Origin of the sequence: Blastococcus aurantiacus (genome assembly GCF_900102425.1) — a bacterium.
In the GTDB taxonomy this organism is placed as follows: domain Bacteria; phylum Actinomycetota; class Actinomycetes; order Mycobacteriales; family Geodermatophilaceae; genus Blastococcus; species Blastococcus aurantiacus.
This window is the reverse complement of record NZ_FNBT01000007.1, coordinates 229,816-248,987: the sequence shown is the minus strand read 5'-3', so window position 1 is coordinate 248,987 and position 19,172 is coordinate 229,816. Positions and strand designations below refer to the sequence as shown.

Below are 19,172 nucleotides of genomic sequence, written 5' to 3'. Positions count from 1 at the left end.
CATATCCAGTATTAGCCCCAATTTCTTGGAGTTATCCCAGAGCTGAGGGCAGGTTGCCCACGTGTTACTCACCCGTTCGCCACTGATCCCCCACCGAAGCGGGTTCACCGTTCGACTTGCATGTGTTAAGCACGCCGCCAGCGTTCGTCCTGAGCCAGGATCAAACTCTCCGTAGATGATTTGATCGCAGCTGAGAACCGAGAGCTAGCACTCTCGATATCAATCAACCAAAGGAATCCCTGCCCCGACCACAAGTAGCCGGGACACGGGGTATTACTTGGCACTGACTTTCGGCACGCTGTTGAGTTCTCAAAGAGCGGACGCGCAGACACTCGACCCTTCCGGGCGTCGTCCCTGGCTGGATGTCCAACACTACGCCGGTTTCCGTTGCCCCCGCCAGCGGCGGGTCCCGGTCCGGCGGCCCCTCAGGGCCGCGCGGCGCAGAAAGAAAGTTACGTCGCTCGGCGGGCCGTGTCAAACCGCTCGGGGCGTGACGCCCGACACCGGCTCGTCACACGCGGCACACCCGCCGTTCACACGGCCTGGAGCCCGGTCAGGCGCCCCGCCGGACCCCTGCGACCGCCCGCTTGCCACGGCGCAGGACCAGCCATCCGCCGGGCAGCCACGCGTCCTCGCCGGGCACGGCGTCGCCGTCGGCGACGCGCTCGTTGTTCAGGTAGGCGCCGCCCTCCTTCACCGTCCGGCGGGCCTCCGACAGGCTGGAAACCAGGCCGGTCTGCTGGAGCAGCTGGGCGATCGTGGGCAGTTCGCCGTCGACCGTGACGCTGCCGGCCTCGGTCAGCGCAGCGGTCAGCGTCCCGGCGTCCAGCGACGCCAGGTCGTCCCGACCGAACAGCGCCCGCCCGGCCGCCTCGGCCTGCGCCAGCTCCTGGTCCCCGTGCACCAGCCGGGTCAAGTCTTCGGCGAGCGCCCGCTGTGGCGCCCGGGCGGCCGGCCGTTCCTCCGACTCGGCGATCAGCGCGGCCACGTCCTCGGCCGGCCGCTCGCAGAACAGCGGCAGCCAGGCGCGGGCGTCGACGTCGTCGACGTTGAGCCAGTACTGGTGGAAGGCGTAGGGGCTCATCAGCTCGGGATCGAGCCACACGGTGGCGCCCTGCGTCTTCCCGATCTTCTGGCCGTCGGCCGTGGTGATGAGCGGGGTGCCCATGGCGTGCACCCCGGCGCCCTCGGTGCGGCGGACCAGGTCGATGCCGGCGGTGAGATTGCCCCACTGGTCGGACCCACCTGTCTGCAGCGTCACGCCGTGCCGCCGGTACAGCTCCCGGTAGTCGTTGGCCTGCAGGATCTGGTAGCTGAACTCGGTGTAGCTGATGCCGGCCTCTGAGTTCAGGCGGGCCGAGACCGCCTCCTTGGCCAGCATCTGGCTCACCCGGAAGTTCTTGCCGATGGCGCGCAGGAAGTCGATGGCCGAGAGCTGCTCGGTCCAGTCGAGGTTGTTCACGTAGATCGGCGGCCGCAGCCCGGACTCCTCGGCCGGCCGCTCGAGCAGGGGCCGGACGTTGCGGCGGATGCGCTCCACCCACTCGGCGACGACCTCGCGGTCGTTCAGCTGACGCTCGGAGTTCCGGCCCCCCGGGTCGCCGATCAGCCCGGTGGCGCCACCGACCAGCACGACCGGCTGGTGGCCGGCCCGCTGCAGGGCCCGCAGCAGCATGAATTGCACCAGGTTGCCGACGTGCAGGCTCGGCGCCGTCGGGTCGAACCCGCAGTAGTAGGTGACCGGCCCTTCGGCGAGGTGCGCTCGCAGTGCGGCCTCATCGGTGCTCAGGGCAATCAGCCCACGGCGGTGCAGCTCATCGATCACATCGGTCACGGGGGTCCATCCTGCCCGCCGGTCCGCCGGCGAGGCTTCCCACCCGCCCGGAACACACTCACCGACGGCGCATCGGTCTGCCAGAAGCGCCACGGCAGCTCCTGCGCCTGGCTGATGCCGACCCGCGGACCGGCCGACACAGAGTCCGGCGACGTCCCCCGGTGCAGCCGCACGGACGACGACGCGTCGAGCAGGTCGGCGCCCTTGTCGTCGGGGCCGATCCCCAGCGCCTGGGTGAGCCGGGCGGGGCCGCGCGCAAGGTCTCGGGTGGACCGGGCGGCGGGACGGCGGGAGCGGGCCAGCGCCTCCCCCACCACGACCTCCCCGGCTCGGAGCAGCACCGCCGAGCCGCGCCCCTCCGGCCCGACGACGACGTTGGCGCACCAGTGCACGCCGTAGCTGAAGTACACGTACAGCCGCCCGGGCGGGCCGAACATGATCGCCGCGCGGGGGGTCGGGCCGCGGTGCGCATGCGAGGCCGGGTCCTCCCCCTCCCCCGAGTACGCCTCGACCTCGGTCAGCCGCAGCGCCACCTGCCCCTCCGGCCGGTCGGTGACCACCCAGCACCCGAGCAGCGCCGGCGCCACGACGTCGACCGGCCCGAGCAGGTCCCCCTCGCGGACGAGCGGACCCGGCCCGGACCGGTCGGCGTCGGACGGACGGCTCAGAGCGCCGCCGCCACGGGCGAGGACGACGCCCACTCGGCGTGCCCGGTGGCGAGCGCCGTGAGGCCGGTGATCTGCTCGGCCACCCGCTCCGGTGCGGTGCCGCCGCGGGTGCTGCGGGCGGCCAGCGCGCCGCGCACCGAGAGGACCGACCGGACGTCGGGGGCGAGCCGCTCGTCGATGCCGGCGAGCTGGTCGTCGTCCAGTTCGTCGAGCTCCAGTCCGGCCTGCTCGCAGAAGGCGACCATCTCGCCGCTGATCTCGTGCGCCGAACGGAACGGCACGCCCTGCCGGACCAGCCACTCGGCGACGTCGGTGGCCAGCGCGAAGCCCTGCGGCGCGGCGGCCTCCAGCACCTCCGGGCGCAGGGTGAGCGTGGCGACCATGCCGGTGACCGCGGGCAGCAGGAGCAGCAGCTGGGACAGGGAGTCGAAGACCGGCTCCTTGTCCTCCTGCAGGTCGCGGTCGTAGGCCAGCGGCAGGCCCTTGAGCATGGTCAGGAGCCCGGTGAGGTTGCCGACGAAGCGGCCCGACTTGCCCCGGGCCAGCTCGGCGATGTCCGGGTTCTTCTTCTGCGGCATGATCGACGACCCGGTCGCCCAGGCGTCGTCCAGCCGCGCCCAGCCGAACTCCGTCGACGTCCAGAGCACGACCTCCTCCCCGAGCCGGGAGAGGTGCACGCCGATCATCGCCGCGACGAAGCAGAACTCGGCGGCGAAGTCGCGGTCGCTCACGCCGTCTATCGAGTTGTCCGTGGCCCGGTCGAAGCCGAGCTCGGCGGCGACCGCGTCGGGGTCCAGGGGCAGCGACGACCCGGCGAGCGCTCCGGAGCCGTACGGGCTCACCGCGGTGCGGCGGTCCCAGTCGCGGAGCCGGTCGACGTCGCGGGCGAAGGAGTGCGCGTGCGCGAGCAGCTGGTGGGCGAAGAGCACCGGCTGCGCGTGCTGCAGGTGGGTCATGCCGGGCGCGGCGACGTCGGCGTACCGCTCGGCCAGGCCGACGATCGCGAACTCGAGGGACGCCAGCTCGCCGGCCAGCGCGCGGACGTGGTGCCGCAGGTAGAGCCGCAGGTCGGTGGCGATCTGGTCGTTGCGGCTGCGCCCGGCGCGCAGCTTGCCGCCGAGGGCGCCGAGCTTCTCGGTGAGGCCCCGCTCGAGCGCCTCGTGCACGTCCTCGTCGGACTCGATCGCGGTGAAGGTGCCGGCCTCGACCTCGTCGGAGAGCTCGCGCAGCGCACCGAGCATCTGCTCGAGCTCGTCGTCGGCGAGCAGACCGGCGCGGTGCAGCACCCGGGCGTGGGCGCGCGAGCCGGCCAGGTCGAAGGGCGCCAGGGCCCAGTCGAAGTGGGTCGACTTGGACAGCGCCGCCATCGCCGGCGACGGGCCGCCGCCGAAACGGCCGCCCCAGAGCCGGGTCTGGGATCCAGGTGGGGTGGTGCTCACGTGCCGGCTTCCTCTTCCAGGTCGTCCTGCAGTTCGGGGTAGACCGCCGGGGTGCGCTCGGCGAGAGCGCGCAGCCGGTCGGCCAGCGCCGCCCCGCCCTCGGGATCGCGGGAGACGACCAGCAGAGTGTCGTCCCCGGCGATGGTGCCCAGGACGTCGGGCAGGCCCACCTTGTCCAGCGCCGAGGCGAGGAACTGGGCCGCACCGGGCGGGGTGCGCAGGACGGCCAGGTTCGCGCTGCCCTCGGCGCCGGTGAGCAGGTCGGCCAGCAGCCGGGTCAGCCGGGCCGGGGCGGTCTGCGCCGGGCGCAGCGGGGCGTTCTCCGGCGGCAGCACGTAGGACGCCGGGGCGCCGTCGGAGCCGCGCATCTTGACCGCGCCCAGCTCGTCCAGGTCCCGGGACAGCGTGGCCTGGGTGACCTCGATGCCGGCGTCGGCCAGCAGCGCGGCCAGGTGCGTCTGCGAGGTCACCGACCGGGCCTCGATGAGCTCGCGGATGCGGGCCTGGCGCGCGCTGCGGCTCGGCGAGGTCATCGTCGCTCCTTCACGAGCGCTCCAGCAGCCAGATCAGGACGGCCTTCTGCGCGTGCAGGCGGTTCTCCGCCTCGTCCCACACCGCGCTCTGCGGGCCGTCGATCACCTCGGCGGCGATCTCCTTGCCGCGGTAGGCGGGCAGGCAGTGCAGGACGACGGCGTCGTCGGCGGCGCGGGCCAGGGCCGCCTCGTCGACGGCGTAGGGCAGGAAGGGGGCGATGCGGGCGTCGTACTCGCCCTCCTGCCCCATGGAGACCCAGGTGTCGGTGACCAGCACGTCGGCGCCGTCGGCGGCGGCCGCGGCGTCGGGGGTCCACGCCACCGAGCCGCCGGTCTCGGCGGCGATCTCACCCGCGCGCTTCAGCACCTCGGGATCGGGCTGGAACTCCTCGGGCGAGCCGACGCGCACGTGCATGCCGGCGGTCGCTCCACCGAGCAGGTAGGAGTGCGCCATGTTGTTCGCGCCGTCGCCGAGGTAGCTCATCGACCGGCCGGCGAGCGAGCCCCTGCGCTCGATGACCGTCTGCAGGTCGGCCAGGATCTGGCAGGGGTGGAACTCGTCGGTGAGCGCGTTGACCACCGGGACGCGGCTGGCCGCGGCCATCTCCTCGATGCGCTCCTGGCCGAAGGTCCGCCACACGATGGCAGCGACCTGCCGGTCGAGCACCCGGGCGGTGTCGGCGATCGGCTCGCCGCGGCCCAGCTGGCTGGTAGCGGCGTCGATGACCAGCGGGTAGCCGCCGAGCTCGGCGACCCCCACCGAGAACGAGACGCGGGTGCGGGTGGAGGGCTTGTCGAACAGCACGGCCACCCCGCGGGGCACGCCGTTGGCCGCCCGCAGCGGGGTGGGCGCCTCGGCGGTGTGCCGGGTGGCCTTCAGCGAGGCGGCCAGCGCCAGCACCTCGGCCTGCTCGGCCGGATCCAGGTCGTCGTCCCGGAGGAAGTGGCGGGTCACGAGTCGGACTCCTGGGTCGCGGCGTCGAGGGCGCCCGGCAGCGCCGCCACGAAGGCGTCGATCTGCGCGTCGGTGAGCACCAGGGGCGGAGCGAGCCGCAGCACCCCGGGGGCGACGGCGTTGGTGAGGAAGCCGGCGGTGCGCAGCTGCGCCTCGAGGGCGGCGGCGACGTCGCCGGTCAGGACGACGCCGAGCAGCGCGCCCCTTCCCCGGACGCCGCTGATCCCGGCATGGCCGAGGCCCTCGATGCCGGCGGTGAACCGGTGCTCGATCTCCTTGGCACGCTCGAGCAGACCCTCGTCGCGGATCGTGTCGAGCACTGCGAGCGCGGCGGCCGCGGCGATCGGGTTCCCGCCGAAGGTCGAGCCGTGCGAGCCGGCGGTCATCAGGTCGGCCGCGTCCCCGAAGGCCAGCATCGCGCCGATCGGCAGCCCGCCTCCGAGCGCTTTGGCCAGGGTGATGACGTCGGGCTGCAGCCCGTCGGCCTGGGAGGCGAACCAGTGCCCGGTCCGCCCCATGCCGGTCTGCACCTCGTCGAGGGCGAACAGCGCGCCGGCGTCCTTCGCCGCGGTGGCGCCGGCGGCCAGGTAGCCCGGAGGCGCGGGCAGCACGCCGCCCTCGCCGAGCATCGGCTCCAGCAGCACCATCGCCGTCCGCTCGCCGACGGCGGCGGCGAGGGCACCGGCGTCGCCGTAGGGCACGTACTCGACGCCCCCGGGCAGCGGTGCGAACGCGGCGGCCTTCGACGGCTGGCCGGTGAGCGCCAGGGCGCCCATGGTCCGCCCGTGGAACGCGCCCTCGGCGGTGATCACCTGGGGGCGGCCGGTGAGCCGGCTGACCTTGAACGCGGCCTCGTTGGCCTCGGCGCCGGAGTTGCAGAAGAAGACCCGGCCGGGGCGGCCGGCGAGCTCCAGGAGCCGCTCGGCCAGGGCCACACCGGGCTCGTGCATGGCGAGGTTCGAGACGTGCCCGAGCTTCGCGGCCTGGGTGCTGATCGCCTCGACGACCTTGGGGTGGGCGTGGCCGAGGATCGTCGTCGCGATGCCGCCGAGCAGGTCGGTGTACTCGCGGCCGTCGACGTCGGTGACCGTCGCCCCGGCGCCGGAGTCCAGCGCGACCGGCGGCGTCCGGTAGTTGCCCATCATCACCGCCGACCAGCGGCGGGCCAGCTCCTCCGTGTGCGTCATGGTGCTGTGCCCTCCTCCTGGGTCGTCGGTGCGTGGGTCGGGGTCGGCAGGCTCGGGACGACCATCGTCCCGGTGCCCTCGGTGGTGAACATCTCCAGCAGCAGTGCGTGCGGGGTACGGCCGTCGACGACGGTCGCCCGCTTCACCCCGCCCTGGACGGCCCGCAGGCAGGCGGCCATCTTGGGTGCCATCCCGGCGTCCAGGTCGGGGAGGATCTCGGCCAGTTCCGTGACGTCTATCTGCTGCACGAGCGAGTCGCGGTCGGGCCAGTCGGAGTAGAGCCCCTCGACGTCGGTGAGGACGACGAGCTTCACGGCGTCGAGCGCGACGGCCACGGCGGCGGCCGCGGTGTCGGCGTTGACGTTGTGCACGACGCCGTCCCTGTCGGGCGCGACGGTCGCGATGACCGGGATGTGGCCGGCCTCCAGCAGCGCGCGGACCGGGGCGGGGTCCACCTCGACGACGTCGCCGACGAGGCCGATGTCGACCGACTCGCCGTCCACGACCGCCTGCGTGCGCTCGGCGGTGAGCAGCCCGCCGTCCTCACCGGACAGGCCCACGGCCAGCGGGCCGTGCTGGTTGATCAGCCCGACCACCTCCGGGGTGACCTGGCCGGTCAGGACCATGCGGACGACGCCGATCGTCTGCTCCGTGGTCACCCGCAGGCCGCCGCGGAACTCGCTCTCGATGCCGAGCCGGCCGAGCATCTCGGTGATCTGCGGCCCGCCGCCGTGCACGACGACCGGCAGGATGCCGCAGGTCCGCAGGAAAACCATGTCGTCGGCGAAGGCGCGGCGGCACTCGTCGTCGACCATCGCGTGACCGCCGTACTTGATCACGACGACGTTGCCGTGGAACTCCTTGAGCCACGGCAGCGCGCCGGTGAGGACGGCGATCCGGCGGGCGTCGCCCTCGGGGTCGTGGGTGCGCATGACCCGGTGGGTGCCGATCCGCCGCGGCGGGGCCACCTGGTCGACCGCGACGTCGGGCGGGGTGGGGTCCTGGGCGGCGTCGTCGTGCACCGTGGTCACGTGGGGCTCCGGTTCGGGGGTGCTCACGTCGAGTACGCCGAGTTCTCGTGCACGTAGGCGATCGACAGGTCGTTGGTCCAGATCGTCGCCTGCTCGGTGCCGGCCCTGAGGTCGACGTCGATGGTGATCCCCCGGCCGGAGAGGTCGACGCCCTCGCGCGGGTCACCGATCGAGCCGCCCCGGCAGACGGTGACGCCGTTGATCGTCACGTCGACCTGGTCGGCCTCGAAGGCGGCGTCGGTGGTGCCGATGGCGGCGAGCACCCGGCCCCAGTTGGGGTCGTTGCCGAACAGCGCCGTCTTGAGCAGGTTGTTGCGGGCGCACGCCCGGCCGGCGGTGAGCGCGTCGTCGACGGTGGCCGCGTTGCGGACGGTGATCGCGATGTCCTTGGTCGAGCCCTCGGCGTCGGCCAGCAGCTGCATCGCGAGGTCGGTGCAGGCCGCGATGAGCGCCTCGGTGATCTGCTCCTCGGACGGCGTGACGCCGGCGGCGCCGTTGGCCATCACGAGCACCGTGTCGTTGGTCGACAGGCAGCCGTCGGAGTCGACGCGCTCGAAGCTGACCGCCGTCGCCACCTTCAGCGCCCGCTGAAGGACGTCGGGGTCCGCGGCGGCGTCTGTGGTGAGGACGACGAGCATCGTGGCGAGGCTGGGCGCCAGCATGCCGGCGCCCTTGGCCATGCCCCCGATGCTCCAGCCGTCGCCCTGCTGGACGGTCGTCTTGGGCACGCTGTCGGTGGTCATGATGGCCCGGGCGGCGTCGGCTCCGCCGTCCTCGCTCAGGGCCTGCGCCGCGGCGGTGACGCCGGCGGTCAGCTTGTCCATGGGCAGCCGCATACCGATCAGTCCGGTGCTCGCGACGGCGACGTCGATCGCGCCCAGGCCCAACTCCTCGGCGACGTGCTCGGCGGTGGTGTGGGTGTCGGCGAAGCCCTCGGGGCCGGTGCAGGCGTTGGCGCCGCCGGAGTTGAGGACGACTGCCCGGCAGCGCTGCCCGGCGAGGACCTGACGGCTCCAGACCACCGGGGCGGCCGGGAAGCGGTTCGTGGTGAAGACGGCTGCGGCGACGTCGTCGGGACCGGTGTTCAGCACCAGCGCGACGTCGGGGTCGCCGCTGGACTTGAGACCGGCGGCGACGCCGGCGGCGGAGAAACCCTTCGGGGCGGTGACGCTCACGGTGCTACTCCGACCAGAGGGAGACCGGTGGTCTCGGGAAGACCGAGGGCGAGGTTGGCGCACTGGAGTGCGGCTCCCCCGGTGCCCTTGGTGAGGTTGTCGACGGCGGCGACCACGACGAGGCGGCCGGCGTCGGCGTCGACCGCGATCTGCAGGGCGACGGTGTTGGCACCGAGCACCTGCGACGTCGTCGGCCACTGGCCCTCGGGCAGCAGGTGCACGAACGGCTCGTCGGCGTAGGCCTTCTCGTACGCGGCCCGGGCGCTGTCAGCATCGGTGCCAGGTGCCAGCTTCGCCGAGGAGGTGGCGAGGATGCCCCGGCTCATCGGCACCAGGGTCGGCGTGAAGCTCACGCCGACGGATGTACCGGCCGCCTGCGACAGGTTCTGGATCATCTCCGGCGTGTGCCGGTGCACTCCGCCGACGCCGTAGGCGCTGACCGAGCCCATGACCTCGGAGCCGAGCAGGTGCGGCTTGGCGGACTTGCCCGCGCCGCTGGTCCCGCTCGCGGCGACGACCACCACCTCGGGCTCGACCAGGCCGGCGACGAGGGCCGGGGCCAGGGCGAGGGTGACCGAGGTCGGGTAGCAGCCGGGGACCGCGATCCGCCGCGCGCCGGCGAGCTTCTCCCGCTGACCGAGCAGCTCGGGCAGTCCGTACGGCCAGGAGCCGGCGTGCTCGTTGCCGTACCAGCGTGCCCACGCCGCGGGGTCGTTGAGCCGGTGGTCGGCGCCGCAGTCGATGACCACGGTGTCCTCCGGCAGTTGCGCGGCGATGGCCGCCGACTCACCGTGCGGCAGCGCCAGCACGACGACGTCGTAACCGGAGAGGCTCGCGGCGTCGCTCGGCAGGACGGTCATGTCGGCGTAGGGCAGCAGGTGGGGCTGCAGCTCGCCCAGGCGTCGGCCGGCGCTCGAGTTGGCATGCACCCCGGCCAGCTGGAGGTTCGGATGTGCGGCCAGCAGCCGGCACACCTCTCCCCCGGCGTACCCGGTGGCGCCGGTGACCCCGACCGTCCACGTCTGCCCTGTGCTCACGATGCATGACCATACACGGTCATGCATGACCGCTCACTCGGATATCCGCCGGGGACTTCGGTACAGACTCCGCTCAGGCTCGTGCGGTAGGAACACCGCTGATGATCCTGCCGAAGGTCCGGGATCCCCGGCTGACCACCATCCGCCGGGGCGGCACGCTCACCGACGCCGACCACCACCTGCTCGCCCTCTGGGCGGCGGCCTGCGCGGAGCACGTCCTGCACCTCTTCGAGGCGGTCCGGCCAGAGGACCCGAGGCCGCGGACGGCGATCGAGCACGCCCGCGCCTGGGTGCGCGGAGAGGTGCCGATGATGGTGGCGCGCGCCGCGGGCGGTCATGCCATGGGCGCGGCGCGGGACCTGCGGGGCGCCGCGCGGCACGCGGCCTACGCGGCCGGGCAGGCGGCGGTCGTCGCACACGTCGCCGCCCACGACCTGGGCGCGGCCGCGTACGCGATCAAGGCGGCCCGGGCTGCCGCACCGGCCGGCGAGGGCGAGGCCGCGGGCCGGGTGGAGTGCCGCTGGCAGCGCGAGCAGCTCCCCGCCGCCGTCCGGGAGCTCGTCCTCGACGACCAGCGCGTGCGCAACGAGATCTGCTGGTCGGTCTTCGACTGCTGAGGGCACGACGGCGGTGATCGTCGGATCCGGTTACCGGGCCCTGGCCTGGGCAGGGATCGGCGGTGACCGCGTTCGACCGGATCGTCATCATCTTCAACCCGAACAGCACCGGCAACGCACAGGAGTCCGCCGAGGAGCTCCGAGGGGACCTCGCGGTGCGCCTGCCCGACATGCCCGTCACGCTCTCGCCCACCCAGCACGCCGGGCACGCCCGCGACCTCGCCCGGGAGGCGGCCGCGGCGGGCAGCCCGCTCGTCGTCTCGGTGAGCGGCGACGGCGGCTACAACGAGGTGGTCAACGGGATGATGGACGCCGCCAACGCCCGCGCCGCCTGTGCGGTCCGCGCGGCCGGCAACGCCAACGACCACCGCCGCGTCACCCGCGAGCAGCCGCTGGCCGACGCCATCGTCGCGGGCGAGATCCGGCGACTGGACCTGCTCCGGCTCACCATCGACACGCGGCCGACCGCGGAGGTCCGGTACGCGCACTCCTACATCGGGGTCGGGCTCACACCGGTCGTCGCGGTCGACCTGGAGAAGGGCGGCAAGGGGTCGTGGCGCGAGATCGCGTCGGTGGTCCGCGGCTTCGCGCGCTTCCGCCCCTTTCCCATCCGGCTCGAGGACGGCCGCCGGCGCCGGATCGACAGCCTGGTGTTCGCCAACATCGACGAGATGGCCAAGCACGCGCGCCTGAGCGAGGGCGGCGCACCGGACGACGGCCGGTTCGAGGTCATCACCCAGCGGCAGACCGGGAAGCTGCGGGTCCTGGCCACGGCGGTCCGGGCGGCGACCCGCGGTCTCGGGCCGCAGCCCAGCGCCACGCACTACGCCTTCACCCCGCTGGTCCCGATGCCGCTGCAATTGGACGGCGAGCTCGTCGAGCTGGACGCGGACATCCCGGTGGCCGTCGACATCGCCCCGCTGGCGCTGGCGACGGTCTTCTGAGGGCTCAGGCCAGCGGGTCGGTGTCGCCGTAGGGCTGCAGCCGCAGCTGCCGGGCGGCATCCGCGGGCGTCGTCGCGCGGAGGACGTCGAGGTCGTCCTTGCCGGCCCGCACGAAGCGGCCCGACCACTGGTCCAGTTCACCGGCGGCGATCGCCGCGACCAGCTCGACCACCTTCTCGGGCGGCGTCCAGTCCGTGAAGCCCTGCCACACGTGCATGGAGCGGGTCATCGGGGTGTCGACGACGCCGGGCGCGACGTCGAAGGCGCGCACGTCCGAGCCCTCGAGCGCGCCGGCCAGCGACTCGGTCAGCCGCATCAGCCCGGTCTTGGCCACCGAGTACGCCGAGTAGTCGGGCGCGCCCCGCGTCCCCATGCCGCTGGCCAGGTTGACGATCCGCCCGCTGTTGCGCAGCACCATCCACGGGACGACGGTGCGCACGGTCAGCAGCGCGCCCCTCACGTGGCTGGAGACGACGTCCCACCACTGGTCGGGGTCGGCCTCCCAGACCGGCACCTCGAACTCGTCGATCAGCCCGGCGTTGTTGACCAGCAGCGCGATCGGGCCGAGCTCCTCGCGGACGACGCCGACCGCCTCCTCCACCGACGCGCGGTCGGTGACGTCGGCGGCGACGGCGAGGGTGCGCCCGCCGGTGGCCGCGGCGACCTCGTCCATCGCCGTCCGCAGCCGGTCCTCGCCGCGGGCCAGCCCGGCCACGGCCATGCCGCGGGCGGCCAGCCCTTCGACCAGGTGGCGGCCGATGCCGGTCGACGCCCCGGTGACCAGGGCGACGCCGCTCAGGTCACCCACGGAGCTCCGCCCCGGTTGCGGCCGCGGCCGCCGAGACGGCGGCGTCCCGCACGGCGGCCGCCTCCTCGCCGGTGAGCGTCCGGTCCGGTGCCCGCAGCGTCAGCGCGAACGCCAGCGAGCGGGAGCCGGCCGGCACGGGAGCCCCGGTGTAGACGTCGAACAGCCGCAGCGACTCCAGCAGCTCCCCCGCGCCCGCGCGCAGCGCCGCGGCGACCGCGGCCGACGGCACGTCGTCCCGCACCACGAGGGCGAGGTCCTGCAGCACCGGCGGGAAGGCGGAGATCGGCGGACCGACGGCGACCGGGGCGGCGGGCAGCGCGTCGACGTCCAGCTCCATCACCGACGTGCGCGCCGGCAGCTCCAGCGCGGCGCACACCCGCGGGTGCAGCTCGCCGGCATGGCCGACCACGACGTCGCCGACGAGCAGCTCCGCGCAGCGGCCCGGGTGCCACGGCGCCCGCTCCCCCGCCCGGACCGTCAGCTCGACCCCGGACGCCGCGGCGACGCGCCGGGCGGCCTCGACGGCGTCCGCCCAGACAGCGGGACGCCCCTGCCCCCACCAGCCGCGCGGCTCGCGGTTGCCGGCCAGCGCCACGGCCACGTGCCACGGCTGCGCCGGTACCGCGTCCAGCACCGCGGCCAGGGTCGCGTCGTCCGGACGGGCCTCGACACCGGGGATCGGCGCGGGGGTGCGCTCGCCGCCCGGGAACACCGCGCCGTGCTCGAACAGCGCCAGGTCGCGCTGCCCGCGGGAGACGTTGCGCGCCAGGGTGGCGAGCAGGCCGGGCAGCAGCGTGGTGCGCAGCGCCGGCTCCTCCTCCGAGAGCGGATTGCGCACGAGCACGACCGCGCGGCGCTCGTCGTCCTCGGCCAGGCCCAGCGCGTCCAGCGCCGGGATGCCGACGAACGGGTAGGAGGGCGCCTCGACGAAGCCGGTCTCGGCCAGGGCCCGGCCGATCGCCCGGCGGCGGCGCTGCACGTCGGTCAGCCCGCGGCCCGGCGGCGCCGTCGGCAGGACCGAGGGGATGTCGTCGTAGCCGGCCAGCCGCACGACCTCCTCGACGAGGTCGGCCGGGTCGGTCAGGTCGGGGCGCCACGAGGGCGGCGTGACCTGCAGGGCGGACCCGTCGCCGTCGACGGCGCAGCCCACCGCGGTCAGCAGCTCGACCACCTGGCCGGGCGGGTACGCGACCCCCGCCGTGCGGGCGGGCCGGTCGACGTCCAGCGGGATCTGCGGCCGGGCGCCCCGGGTGTCGACGTCGACGACGCCGCCCACGACGGTCGCCCCGCCGTACTGGCCCAGCAGTTCGGCGGCGCGGGCCAGCGCGGCCACGGTCATCTCCGGGTCGACGCCGCGCTCGAAGCGCTTGGCCGCCTCGCTGGGCAGCCGGTGCCGCCGCGCGGTCCGGGCGACCCCCGTCGGCTCCCAGTGCGCCGCCTCCAGCAGCACGGAGGTGGTCCCGTCGCCGATCTCGGTGGACGCCCCGCCCATGACCGCCGCCAGGCCGATGGGTCCGGTGTCGTCGGTGATGAGCAGGTCGTCGCCGGCGGCGAGGGTGCGCGTCGTGCCGTCGAGGGTCTCCAGCCGCTCGCCCTCGCGGGCCAGCCGCACGCTGATCGGACCGGTGACCCGGTCGCGGTCGAAGGCGTGCATCGGCTGGCCGAGCTCGAGCATCACGTAGTTGGTGACGTCGACGGCCAGCGAGATGCTGCGGATGCCCGCCTGGGTGAGCCGGCGGCGCAGCCACCACGGGCTGGACGCGGTGGGGTCGAGGCCCTCGAGGGCCAGCATCGAGAAGCGGTCGCAGCGCTCCGGCGCGTCGACGGACACCTGCCAGGCCGGTGCGCCCGACCACGCGGGCGGGGTGACCGTGCCCGGATCGCGCCACGGAGCGCCCAGGCCGGTGCCCATCTCGCGGGCGATGCCGCGCATGGCCAGGCAGTAGCCGCGGTCAGGGGTGACGGCGAGCTCGATGACGACGTCGTCCAGGCCGGTGACCGGGCCGGCGGGCGTGCCCGGCGGCGGGACGTCGGCGCCCTCGCCGCCCAGCACGAGGATGCCGGCGTGGTCCTCGCCGAGGCCGAGCTCGCGGACCGAGCAGATCATCCCGTCGGAGAGCCGGTCGTAGGTCTTCCGGCTGGCGATCTCGAAGCCACCGGGCAGCACCGCACCGGGCAGCGCGACGACCACGGTGTCGCCGACGGCGAAGTTCCGGGCGCCGCAGACGATGCCTCGTACATCCCGCCCCCCGTCCCCGGCGCCGGCCTCGCCGACGTCCACCTGGCAGTAGCGGATCGGCTTCTTGAACCCGGTCAGCTCCTCGATCTCGAGGACCTTGCCGACGACGAGCGGGCCGGTGACCGGCTCGGGACGGTGGATCTCCTCGACCTCGAGGCCCAGCCGCACGAAGGCGGTGTCGAGGTCCTCGACCGAGGTCCCGGCGGGGACGTCGACGTACTCGGCCAGCCAGCCGATGGGGACTCTCACTGCTCGACTCCGAATGCCGTGGTGAACCGGACGTCGCCCTCGACGATGTCGCGCATGTCGCCGACGCCGGAGCGGAACTGCAGGGCGCGCTCGATGCCCATCCCGAAGGCGAAGCCCGAGTACTCGTCGGGGTCGATGCCGCAGGCGACCAGCACCCGCGGGTTGACCATCCCGCAACCGCCCCACTCGACCCAGCGCGGGCCGTCGCGGTGCTCGGGGAACCAGACGTCGAACTCGGCCGACGGCTCGGTGAAGGGGAAGTACGAGGGCCGCCAGCGGGTGATCGCGTCGGCGCCGAACAGCGAGCGGGCCAGGTGGTCCAGCGTGCCGCGCAGGTGGGCCATGGTCAGACCGCGGTCGATCGCCAGGCCCTCGACCTGGTGGAAGACCGGGGTGTGCGTCGCGTCCAGCTCGTCGGTCCGGTACACCCGCCCGGGGGCGACGACGTAGATCGGCGGCGTGCGCGACAGCATCGTCCGGGCCTGCACGGGGCTGGTGTGCGTGCGCAGCACCAGGCCGGACTCCTCCGGCGCGACGAAGAAGGTGTCCATCATCGTGCGGGCCGGGTGGTCGCGGCCGATGTTCAGGGCGTCGAAGTTCAGCCACTCCGCTTCGAGCTCGGGTCCATCGGCGACCTCGTAGCCCATGCCCACGAAGATGTCGGCGATCCGGTCGGTCAGCGTGGTGAGCGGGTGGCGGGCGCCCCGGGGCGTGCGGTCCCAGGGCAGCGTGACGTCGACCCGCTCCTCGGCCAGCACCCGGGCGTCACGTTCGGCCTCGAGCTCGGCGAGGCGTGCCGCGTAGGCGTCGGTGACGGCGACCCGGGCGGCGTTCACCCGCTTGCCGGCGTCGGACCGTGCCGCTGGGGGCAGGGCGCCGAGCTCCCGGCGGGCCAGCAGCACCGGGGCGCGGTCCCCCAGGTGGGCGGGCCGGACAGCGGCCAGCCCCTCGAGGTCGGCCGCCTCGGCGAACGCCTTCCGGGCGGCGTCGACCGCCTGGTCGAGCGCCTCCGGGGAGAGGGCGGCGACCTGCTTGGGGTCGTAGGGATCGTTGGCGCCAGACACGGGAGGTCATTCTGCCCGCCGCGGGGTCCCGCCCGCGCCTGGGTTCCGCCCTGCCTCCGGTCGCGCCGCCGAACGCCTGGTTCCTGCCGCGGCGCGCACCGGGGCTGCCGTTCCTCCCGCCGCCGCCCGGAGTCGACGGACCCGGGTGCTAGAACGGCGACGTGGCCGTCGTCCTCGCGCTCACCTCGGCCGTCGTCTACGGGGCGTCGGACTTCCTCGGTGGGCTGGCCAGCCGGCGGACGTCGGTCTTCGGCGTGGTGGCGCTGTCGCAGGTGGTCGGCCTCACGGCGCTGCTCGTGCTGCTCCCCTGGCTCGGCGGGCCGGTGGGCGCCGCGGACCTCGGCTGGGGCGCTGCCGCCGGCCTCGCGGGCGCCGCCGGCCTGGTCGTCTTCTTCCGCACCCTGGCCCGCGGGGTGATGAGCGTCATCGCGCCGGTCACGGCCGTCACCGCCGCCGCCGTCCCCGTGCTGGTCGGCCTGGCCGGCGGGGACGACATCGGGGCGTGGGCCGGGATCGGCATCGCGCTCGCCCTCGGCGCCGTCGTCCTCGTGTCGGCGGAGAGCGGTCTGTCGGCACTGCGCGCGGCCCGGCCTGCCGCGCTGGCCCCCGCCCTGCTGGCCGGCGGCATGTTCGGCCTGTTCTTCGTGCTCCTCGACCGGACCTCGGCCGACGCCGGCCTCACCCCACTGGTGACCGCGCGCATCGCCTCGGTGAGCCTGGTCGTCCTCCTCGCGCTGGCCGGGCGGCAGTCGCTGAAGGTCACCCGCTCGGCGCTGCCGCTGGTCGCGGTATCGGGCATGGGCGACATGGCGGCCAACGCGCTGTTCCTGCTCGCGACCCAGGCCGACGGCCAGCTGGCCATCACCGGCGTCCTCGCGTCCCTCTACCCGGTGAGCACCGTCGTCCTGGCGCAGGTCGTGCTGCGGGAGCGGCTGGTGGGCGCGCAGGTGGCCGGCCTGCTGGCGGCCGCGACCGCGGTCGTGCTGATCACCCTGCCGGCCTGACGTCTGCCCCCATGGGAGGGGACCGGCCCGTCCGGCTCACCTGGCCCGGTCCCGCGGCCGATGGGGGCGCGTGGACCTCTTCCCGGAGAACTCGGAGAGCGCGCTCGAGGCAGCGCTGGCTCCCGGCGGCGTGCGCAGCGTCTTCCAGCCCATCGTGGAGCTCGACACCGGGCGGGTGGTCGCCTACGAGGCCCTCGCCCGCGGGCCGCAGGGCCCGCTGGAGCGCCCCGACCTGCTGTTCGCGGCGGCCCGCTCGGCCGGCCGGCTGGCCGAGCTCGACGAGCACTGCCGCGCCGCGGCCTTCCGCGGTGCGGTCGAGCAGGGGCTGCTCGCCCCGCTGACCGTCTTCGTCAACGTCGAGCCGGAGGTGCTGGACAGCGCACCGCTCGACGACCTGCTCTCCATCGCCGAGGGCGCACCGCGCGACCTGCGCATCGTCATGGAGATCACCGAGCGCGCCCTCGCCGCCCGCCCGGCCGAGCTGCTGCGCACCGTCGAGCGCGTCCGCAGCCTGGGCTGGGGCGTGGCGGTCGACGACGTCGGCGCGGACTCCATGTCGCTGGCCTTCCTGCCGCTGCTCTCCCCCGACGTCATCAAGCTGGACCTGAGCCTGGTGCAGAACCGGCCCGGACCGGCAATCGCGGAGATCATGAACGCGGTCAACGCGCATGCCGAGCGGACGGGTGCCCTCGTCCTCGCGGAGGGCATCGAGACGCAAGCGCACCTGGACACCGCCCGCGCCCTGGGCGCCACCCTCGGCCAGGGCTGGCTCTTCGGCCGCCCCGGTCCAGGGGCCGCCCTCGGGCTGCCCTCCGGCGAGCTCGCGCTCCCCGCCGCCCCGGGCCCCGCGGCCGTCGACGTCTCCCCGTTCGCCTGCCTGCCCGGCGAGGTGCCACTGCGCCGCTCGGTGAAGTCGCTGCTGATCGAGCTGAGCAAGCAGCTGGAGCGCGAGGCCATGCGCCTGGGTGAGACGTGCGTCGTCGCAGCCACCTTCCAGGAGGCCCGGCACTTCACGCCGTCGACGATCCAGCGCTACCGCGACCTCGTGGAGCGCACCGGATTCGTGTGCGCCCTCGGCGAGGACCTGCCGGCCGAGCCGCTGCCCGGCGTGCGCGGCGCCACGCTGGACCCGTCGGACCCCGTGCGGGGCGAGTGGGACGTCGTGGTGCTGAGCCCGCACTTCAGCGCCGCGCTGCTGGCCCGCGACCTCGGGGACGACGGTCCGGACCTGGAGCGCAGCTTCGAGTACGCGCTCACCTACGACCGGGGCACCGTCATCCGGGCCGCCCACGCCCTGCTCACCCGGGTGGTCCCGCGCAGCACCCCCGCCGCCGCTCCGGCTCCGGCGGACCGCCCGGCCCCCGCACCGGCCGTCCGGACGAGCGGGGTCCACGTCGGCCCTGACGGCGACGCGCTGCTGCGCAGTGCGCTGGCGGCCACGACCAGCGGGGTCACGATCGCCGACATGCGGCTGCCCGACCAGCCGCTGATCTACGTCAACGACGCCTTCGAGTCGCTGGCCGGCCTGTCCCGCGACGACGTCCTGGGCCGCAACTGCCGCTTCCTGCAGTCCCCCGACACCGACCCGGCGGCCGTGGCCCGCATCCGGGCGGCGATCGACCGGGGCGAGGAGTGCCGGGAGACCGTGCTGAACCTGCGCGGGCCCGACCGGCAGCCGTGGTGGAACGAGATCCACCTGGCGCCGGTCTTCGACGCCGACGGCGGGCTGGTGCAGTACATCGGGGTGCAGCACGACGTCACCGCGCGAGTGGTCGCTGAGCGGGCCCTGCTGCAGGAGCGCGACCGCAACCGGGCCTTCCTGGACCGCATCGAGGAGCTGGCCTACACCGACCCGCTCACCGGGCTGCCCAACCGCCGTCGTCTCGAGGAACGGGTGGAGACCGCGCTGTGGGACGCCCGCAGCGGCCCGGACACCCTCGCCCTGCTGTTCGTCGACCTCGACGGCTTCAAGGCGGTCAACGACGAACTCGGGCACGCCGCCGGCGACGAACTGCTCCAGGCTGTGGCCCGCACCCTGCGGACCCGGCTCCGCCGCGGTGACCTGCTGGCCCGGCTGGGCGGGGACGAGTTCCTCGTCGCGCTGACCGGCCTCGCCCCGGAGAGCGCCGCCGCCGAGGCGCGGCGGGTGGCCGACGAGCTGTCGGCGACCGTCGCGGCGCCCATGCCGGCGGCCGGCCGAGAGGTCACGGTCGGCGCCAGCGTCGGGGTGGCCGTGTACCCGGCCGACGGCGAGGAGTTCGGCGCGCTGCTGCACAGCGCCGACATGGACATGTATGCCCGCAAGACGACGGCACGGGGGCTCGCGCCCCAGCGCTGAGCCGCCGAAACACCCGTCCGCGCCGGCCTCCCCCTTCGGGGTGGGGTCGG

16 protein-coding genes and 1 rRNA gene are annotated in these 19,172 nt (G+C 74.4%); 4 read left to right on the top strand and 13 right to left on the bottom strand.

The genetic code is table 11. From position 1 onward, the window contains the following. The 10 genes from BLS70_RS15670 to argC all read right to left on the bottom strand — a co-directional run. A 16S ribosomal RNA gene (locus BLS70_RS15670) occupies positions 1–176 on the bottom strand; the annotation flags it as partial. 377 nt (positions 177–553) lie between these two features. Continuing rightward, on the bottom strand, positions 554–1,834 hold the full coding sequence (tyrS, locus tag BLS70_RS15665; protein ID WP_091769860.1) for a tyrosine--tRNA ligase: 1,281 nt from the start codon (positions 1,832–1,834) through the stop codon (positions 554–556). After that, positions 1,831–2,535, bottom strand: a complete 705-nt coding sequence (locus BLS70_RS15660; protein ID WP_255362504.1) for a DNA-3-methyladenine glycosylase — start codon at positions 2,533–2,535, stop codon at positions 1,831–1,833. Before BLS70_RS15660 ends, tyrS begins: the two co-directional genes overlap by 4 nt. Then, positions 2,499–3,941, bottom strand: coding sequence for an argininosuccinate lyase (gene argH / locus BLS70_RS15655; RefSeq protein ID WP_091769858.1), 1,443 nt, complete (start codon positions 3,939–3,941; stop codon positions 2,499–2,501). Before argH ends, BLS70_RS15660 begins: the two co-directional genes overlap by 37 nt. After that, the gene (locus BLS70_RS15650) at positions 3,938–4,474 is read right to left on the bottom strand and encodes an arginine repressor (RefSeq protein ID WP_091769856.1); all 537 of its coding nucleotides are present in this window, start codon (positions 4,472–4,474) and stop codon (positions 3,938–3,940) included. The genes argH and BLS70_RS15650 overlap by 4 nt, the downstream gene beginning before the upstream one ends. Positions 4,475–4,484: 10 nt before the next feature. Then, positions 4,485–5,429: an ornithine carbamoyltransferase gene (gene argF, locus BLS70_RS15645; protein WP_091769854.1), complete on the bottom strand. Its 945-nt coding sequence runs from the start codon at positions 5,427–5,429 to the stop codon at positions 4,485–4,487. Continuing rightward, entirely contained in the window at positions 5,426–6,616 is a 1,191-nt protein-coding gene (locus tag BLS70_RS15640; RefSeq protein ID WP_091769852.1) for an acetylornithine transaminase, read from the bottom strand. The genes argF and BLS70_RS15640 overlap by 4 nt, the downstream gene beginning before the upstream one ends. Then, positions 6,613–7,674: an acetylglutamate kinase gene (argB, locus tag BLS70_RS15635; protein WP_255362503.1), complete on the bottom strand. Its 1,062-nt coding sequence runs from the start codon at positions 7,672–7,674 to the stop codon at positions 6,613–6,615. The genes BLS70_RS15640 and argB overlap by 4 nt, the downstream gene beginning before the upstream one ends. Beyond that, the gene (argJ, locus tag BLS70_RS15630; RefSeq protein WP_091769850.1) at positions 7,671–8,822 is read right to left on the bottom strand and encodes a bifunctional glutamate N-acetyltransferase/amino-acid acetyltransferase ArgJ; all 1,152 of its coding nucleotides are present in this window, start codon (positions 8,820–8,822) and stop codon (positions 7,671–7,673) included. The genes argB and argJ overlap by 4 nt, the downstream gene beginning before the upstream one ends. Further along, positions 8,819–9,859 carry an N-acetyl-gamma-glutamyl-phosphate reductase gene (gene argC, locus BLS70_RS15625; protein WP_218122448.1) on the bottom strand — a complete coding sequence of 347 codons (1,041 nt, stop codon included), beginning with the start codon at positions 9,857–9,859 and terminating at the stop codon, positions 8,819–8,821. The genes argJ and argC overlap by 4 nt, the downstream gene beginning before the upstream one ends. A 101-nt stretch (positions 9,860–9,960) precedes the next feature. Between argC and BLS70_RS15620 the strand changes: the two genes are divergently transcribed. Both BLS70_RS15620 and BLS70_RS15615 read left to right on the top strand, forming a co-directional pair. Then, on the top strand, positions 9,961–10,476 hold the full coding sequence (locus BLS70_RS15620) for a putative immunity protein (RefSeq protein ID WP_091769846.1): 516 nt from the start codon (positions 9,961–9,963) through the stop codon (positions 10,474–10,476). Between the two features lie 62 nt (positions 10,477–10,538). Further along, complete coding sequence (locus BLS70_RS15615; protein ID WP_091769844.1) at positions 10,539–11,420, top strand: diacylglycerol/lipid kinase family protein; 882 nt, start codon at positions 10,539–10,541, stop codon at positions 11,418–11,420. Between the two features lie 4 nt (positions 11,421–11,424). Here the strand turns inward: BLS70_RS15615 and BLS70_RS15610 are convergent, their stop codons facing one another. The 3 genes from BLS70_RS15610 to pheS are packed head-to-tail and all read right to left on the bottom strand — an operon-like array spanning position 11,425 to position 15,780. Then, positions 11,425–12,228, bottom strand: a complete 804-nt coding sequence (locus BLS70_RS15610; RefSeq protein ID WP_091769842.1) for an SDR family NAD(P)-dependent oxidoreductase — start codon at positions 12,226–12,228, stop codon at positions 11,425–11,427. Further along, on the bottom strand, positions 12,221–14,716 hold the full coding sequence (gene pheT / locus BLS70_RS15605; protein WP_091769840.1) for a phenylalanine--tRNA ligase subunit beta: 2,496 nt from the start codon (positions 14,714–14,716) through the stop codon (positions 12,221–12,223). Before pheT ends, BLS70_RS15610 begins: the two co-directional genes overlap by 8 nt. Continuing rightward, positions 14,713–15,780 carry a phenylalanine--tRNA ligase subunit alpha gene (gene pheS, locus BLS70_RS15600; protein ID WP_091769838.1) on the bottom strand — a complete coding sequence of 356 codons (1,068 nt, stop codon included), beginning with the start codon at positions 15,778–15,780 and terminating at the stop codon, positions 14,713–14,715. Before pheS ends, pheT begins: the two co-directional genes overlap by 4 nt. 161 nt (positions 15,781–15,941) lie before the next feature. Here pheS and BLS70_RS15595 point away from each other — a divergent pair, with 161 nt between their 5' ends. Together BLS70_RS15595 and BLS70_RS15590 are read left to right on the top strand one after the other, a co-directional pair. After that, entirely contained in the window at positions 15,942–16,784 is an 843-nt protein-coding gene (locus BLS70_RS15595; RefSeq protein WP_091769836.1) for an EamA family transporter, read from the top strand. A gap of 70 nt (positions 16,785–16,854) precedes the next feature. Next, positions 16,855–19,122 (top strand): diguanylate cyclase domain-containing protein, encoded by a 2,268-nt coding sequence (locus tag BLS70_RS15590; protein WP_091769834.1) that lies wholly within the window; start codon positions 16,855–16,857, stop codon positions 19,120–19,122. The last annotated feature ends 50 nt before the right edge of the window (positions 19,123–19,172 follow it).

Coding starts and splice junctions, on each gene's coding strand:
- BLS70_RS15650 (WP_091769856.1), bottom strand. CDS start 4,474: ATGACCTCGCCGAGCCGCAGCGCGCGCCAGGCCCGCATCCGCGAGCTC.
- BLS70_RS15640 (WP_091769852.1), bottom strand. CDS start 6,616: ATGACGCACACGGAGGAGCTGGCCCGCCGCTGGTCGGCGGTGATGATG.
- BLS70_RS15620 (WP_091769846.1), top strand. CDS start 9,961: ATGATCCTGCCGAAGGTCCGGGATCCCCGGCTGACCACCATCCGCCGG.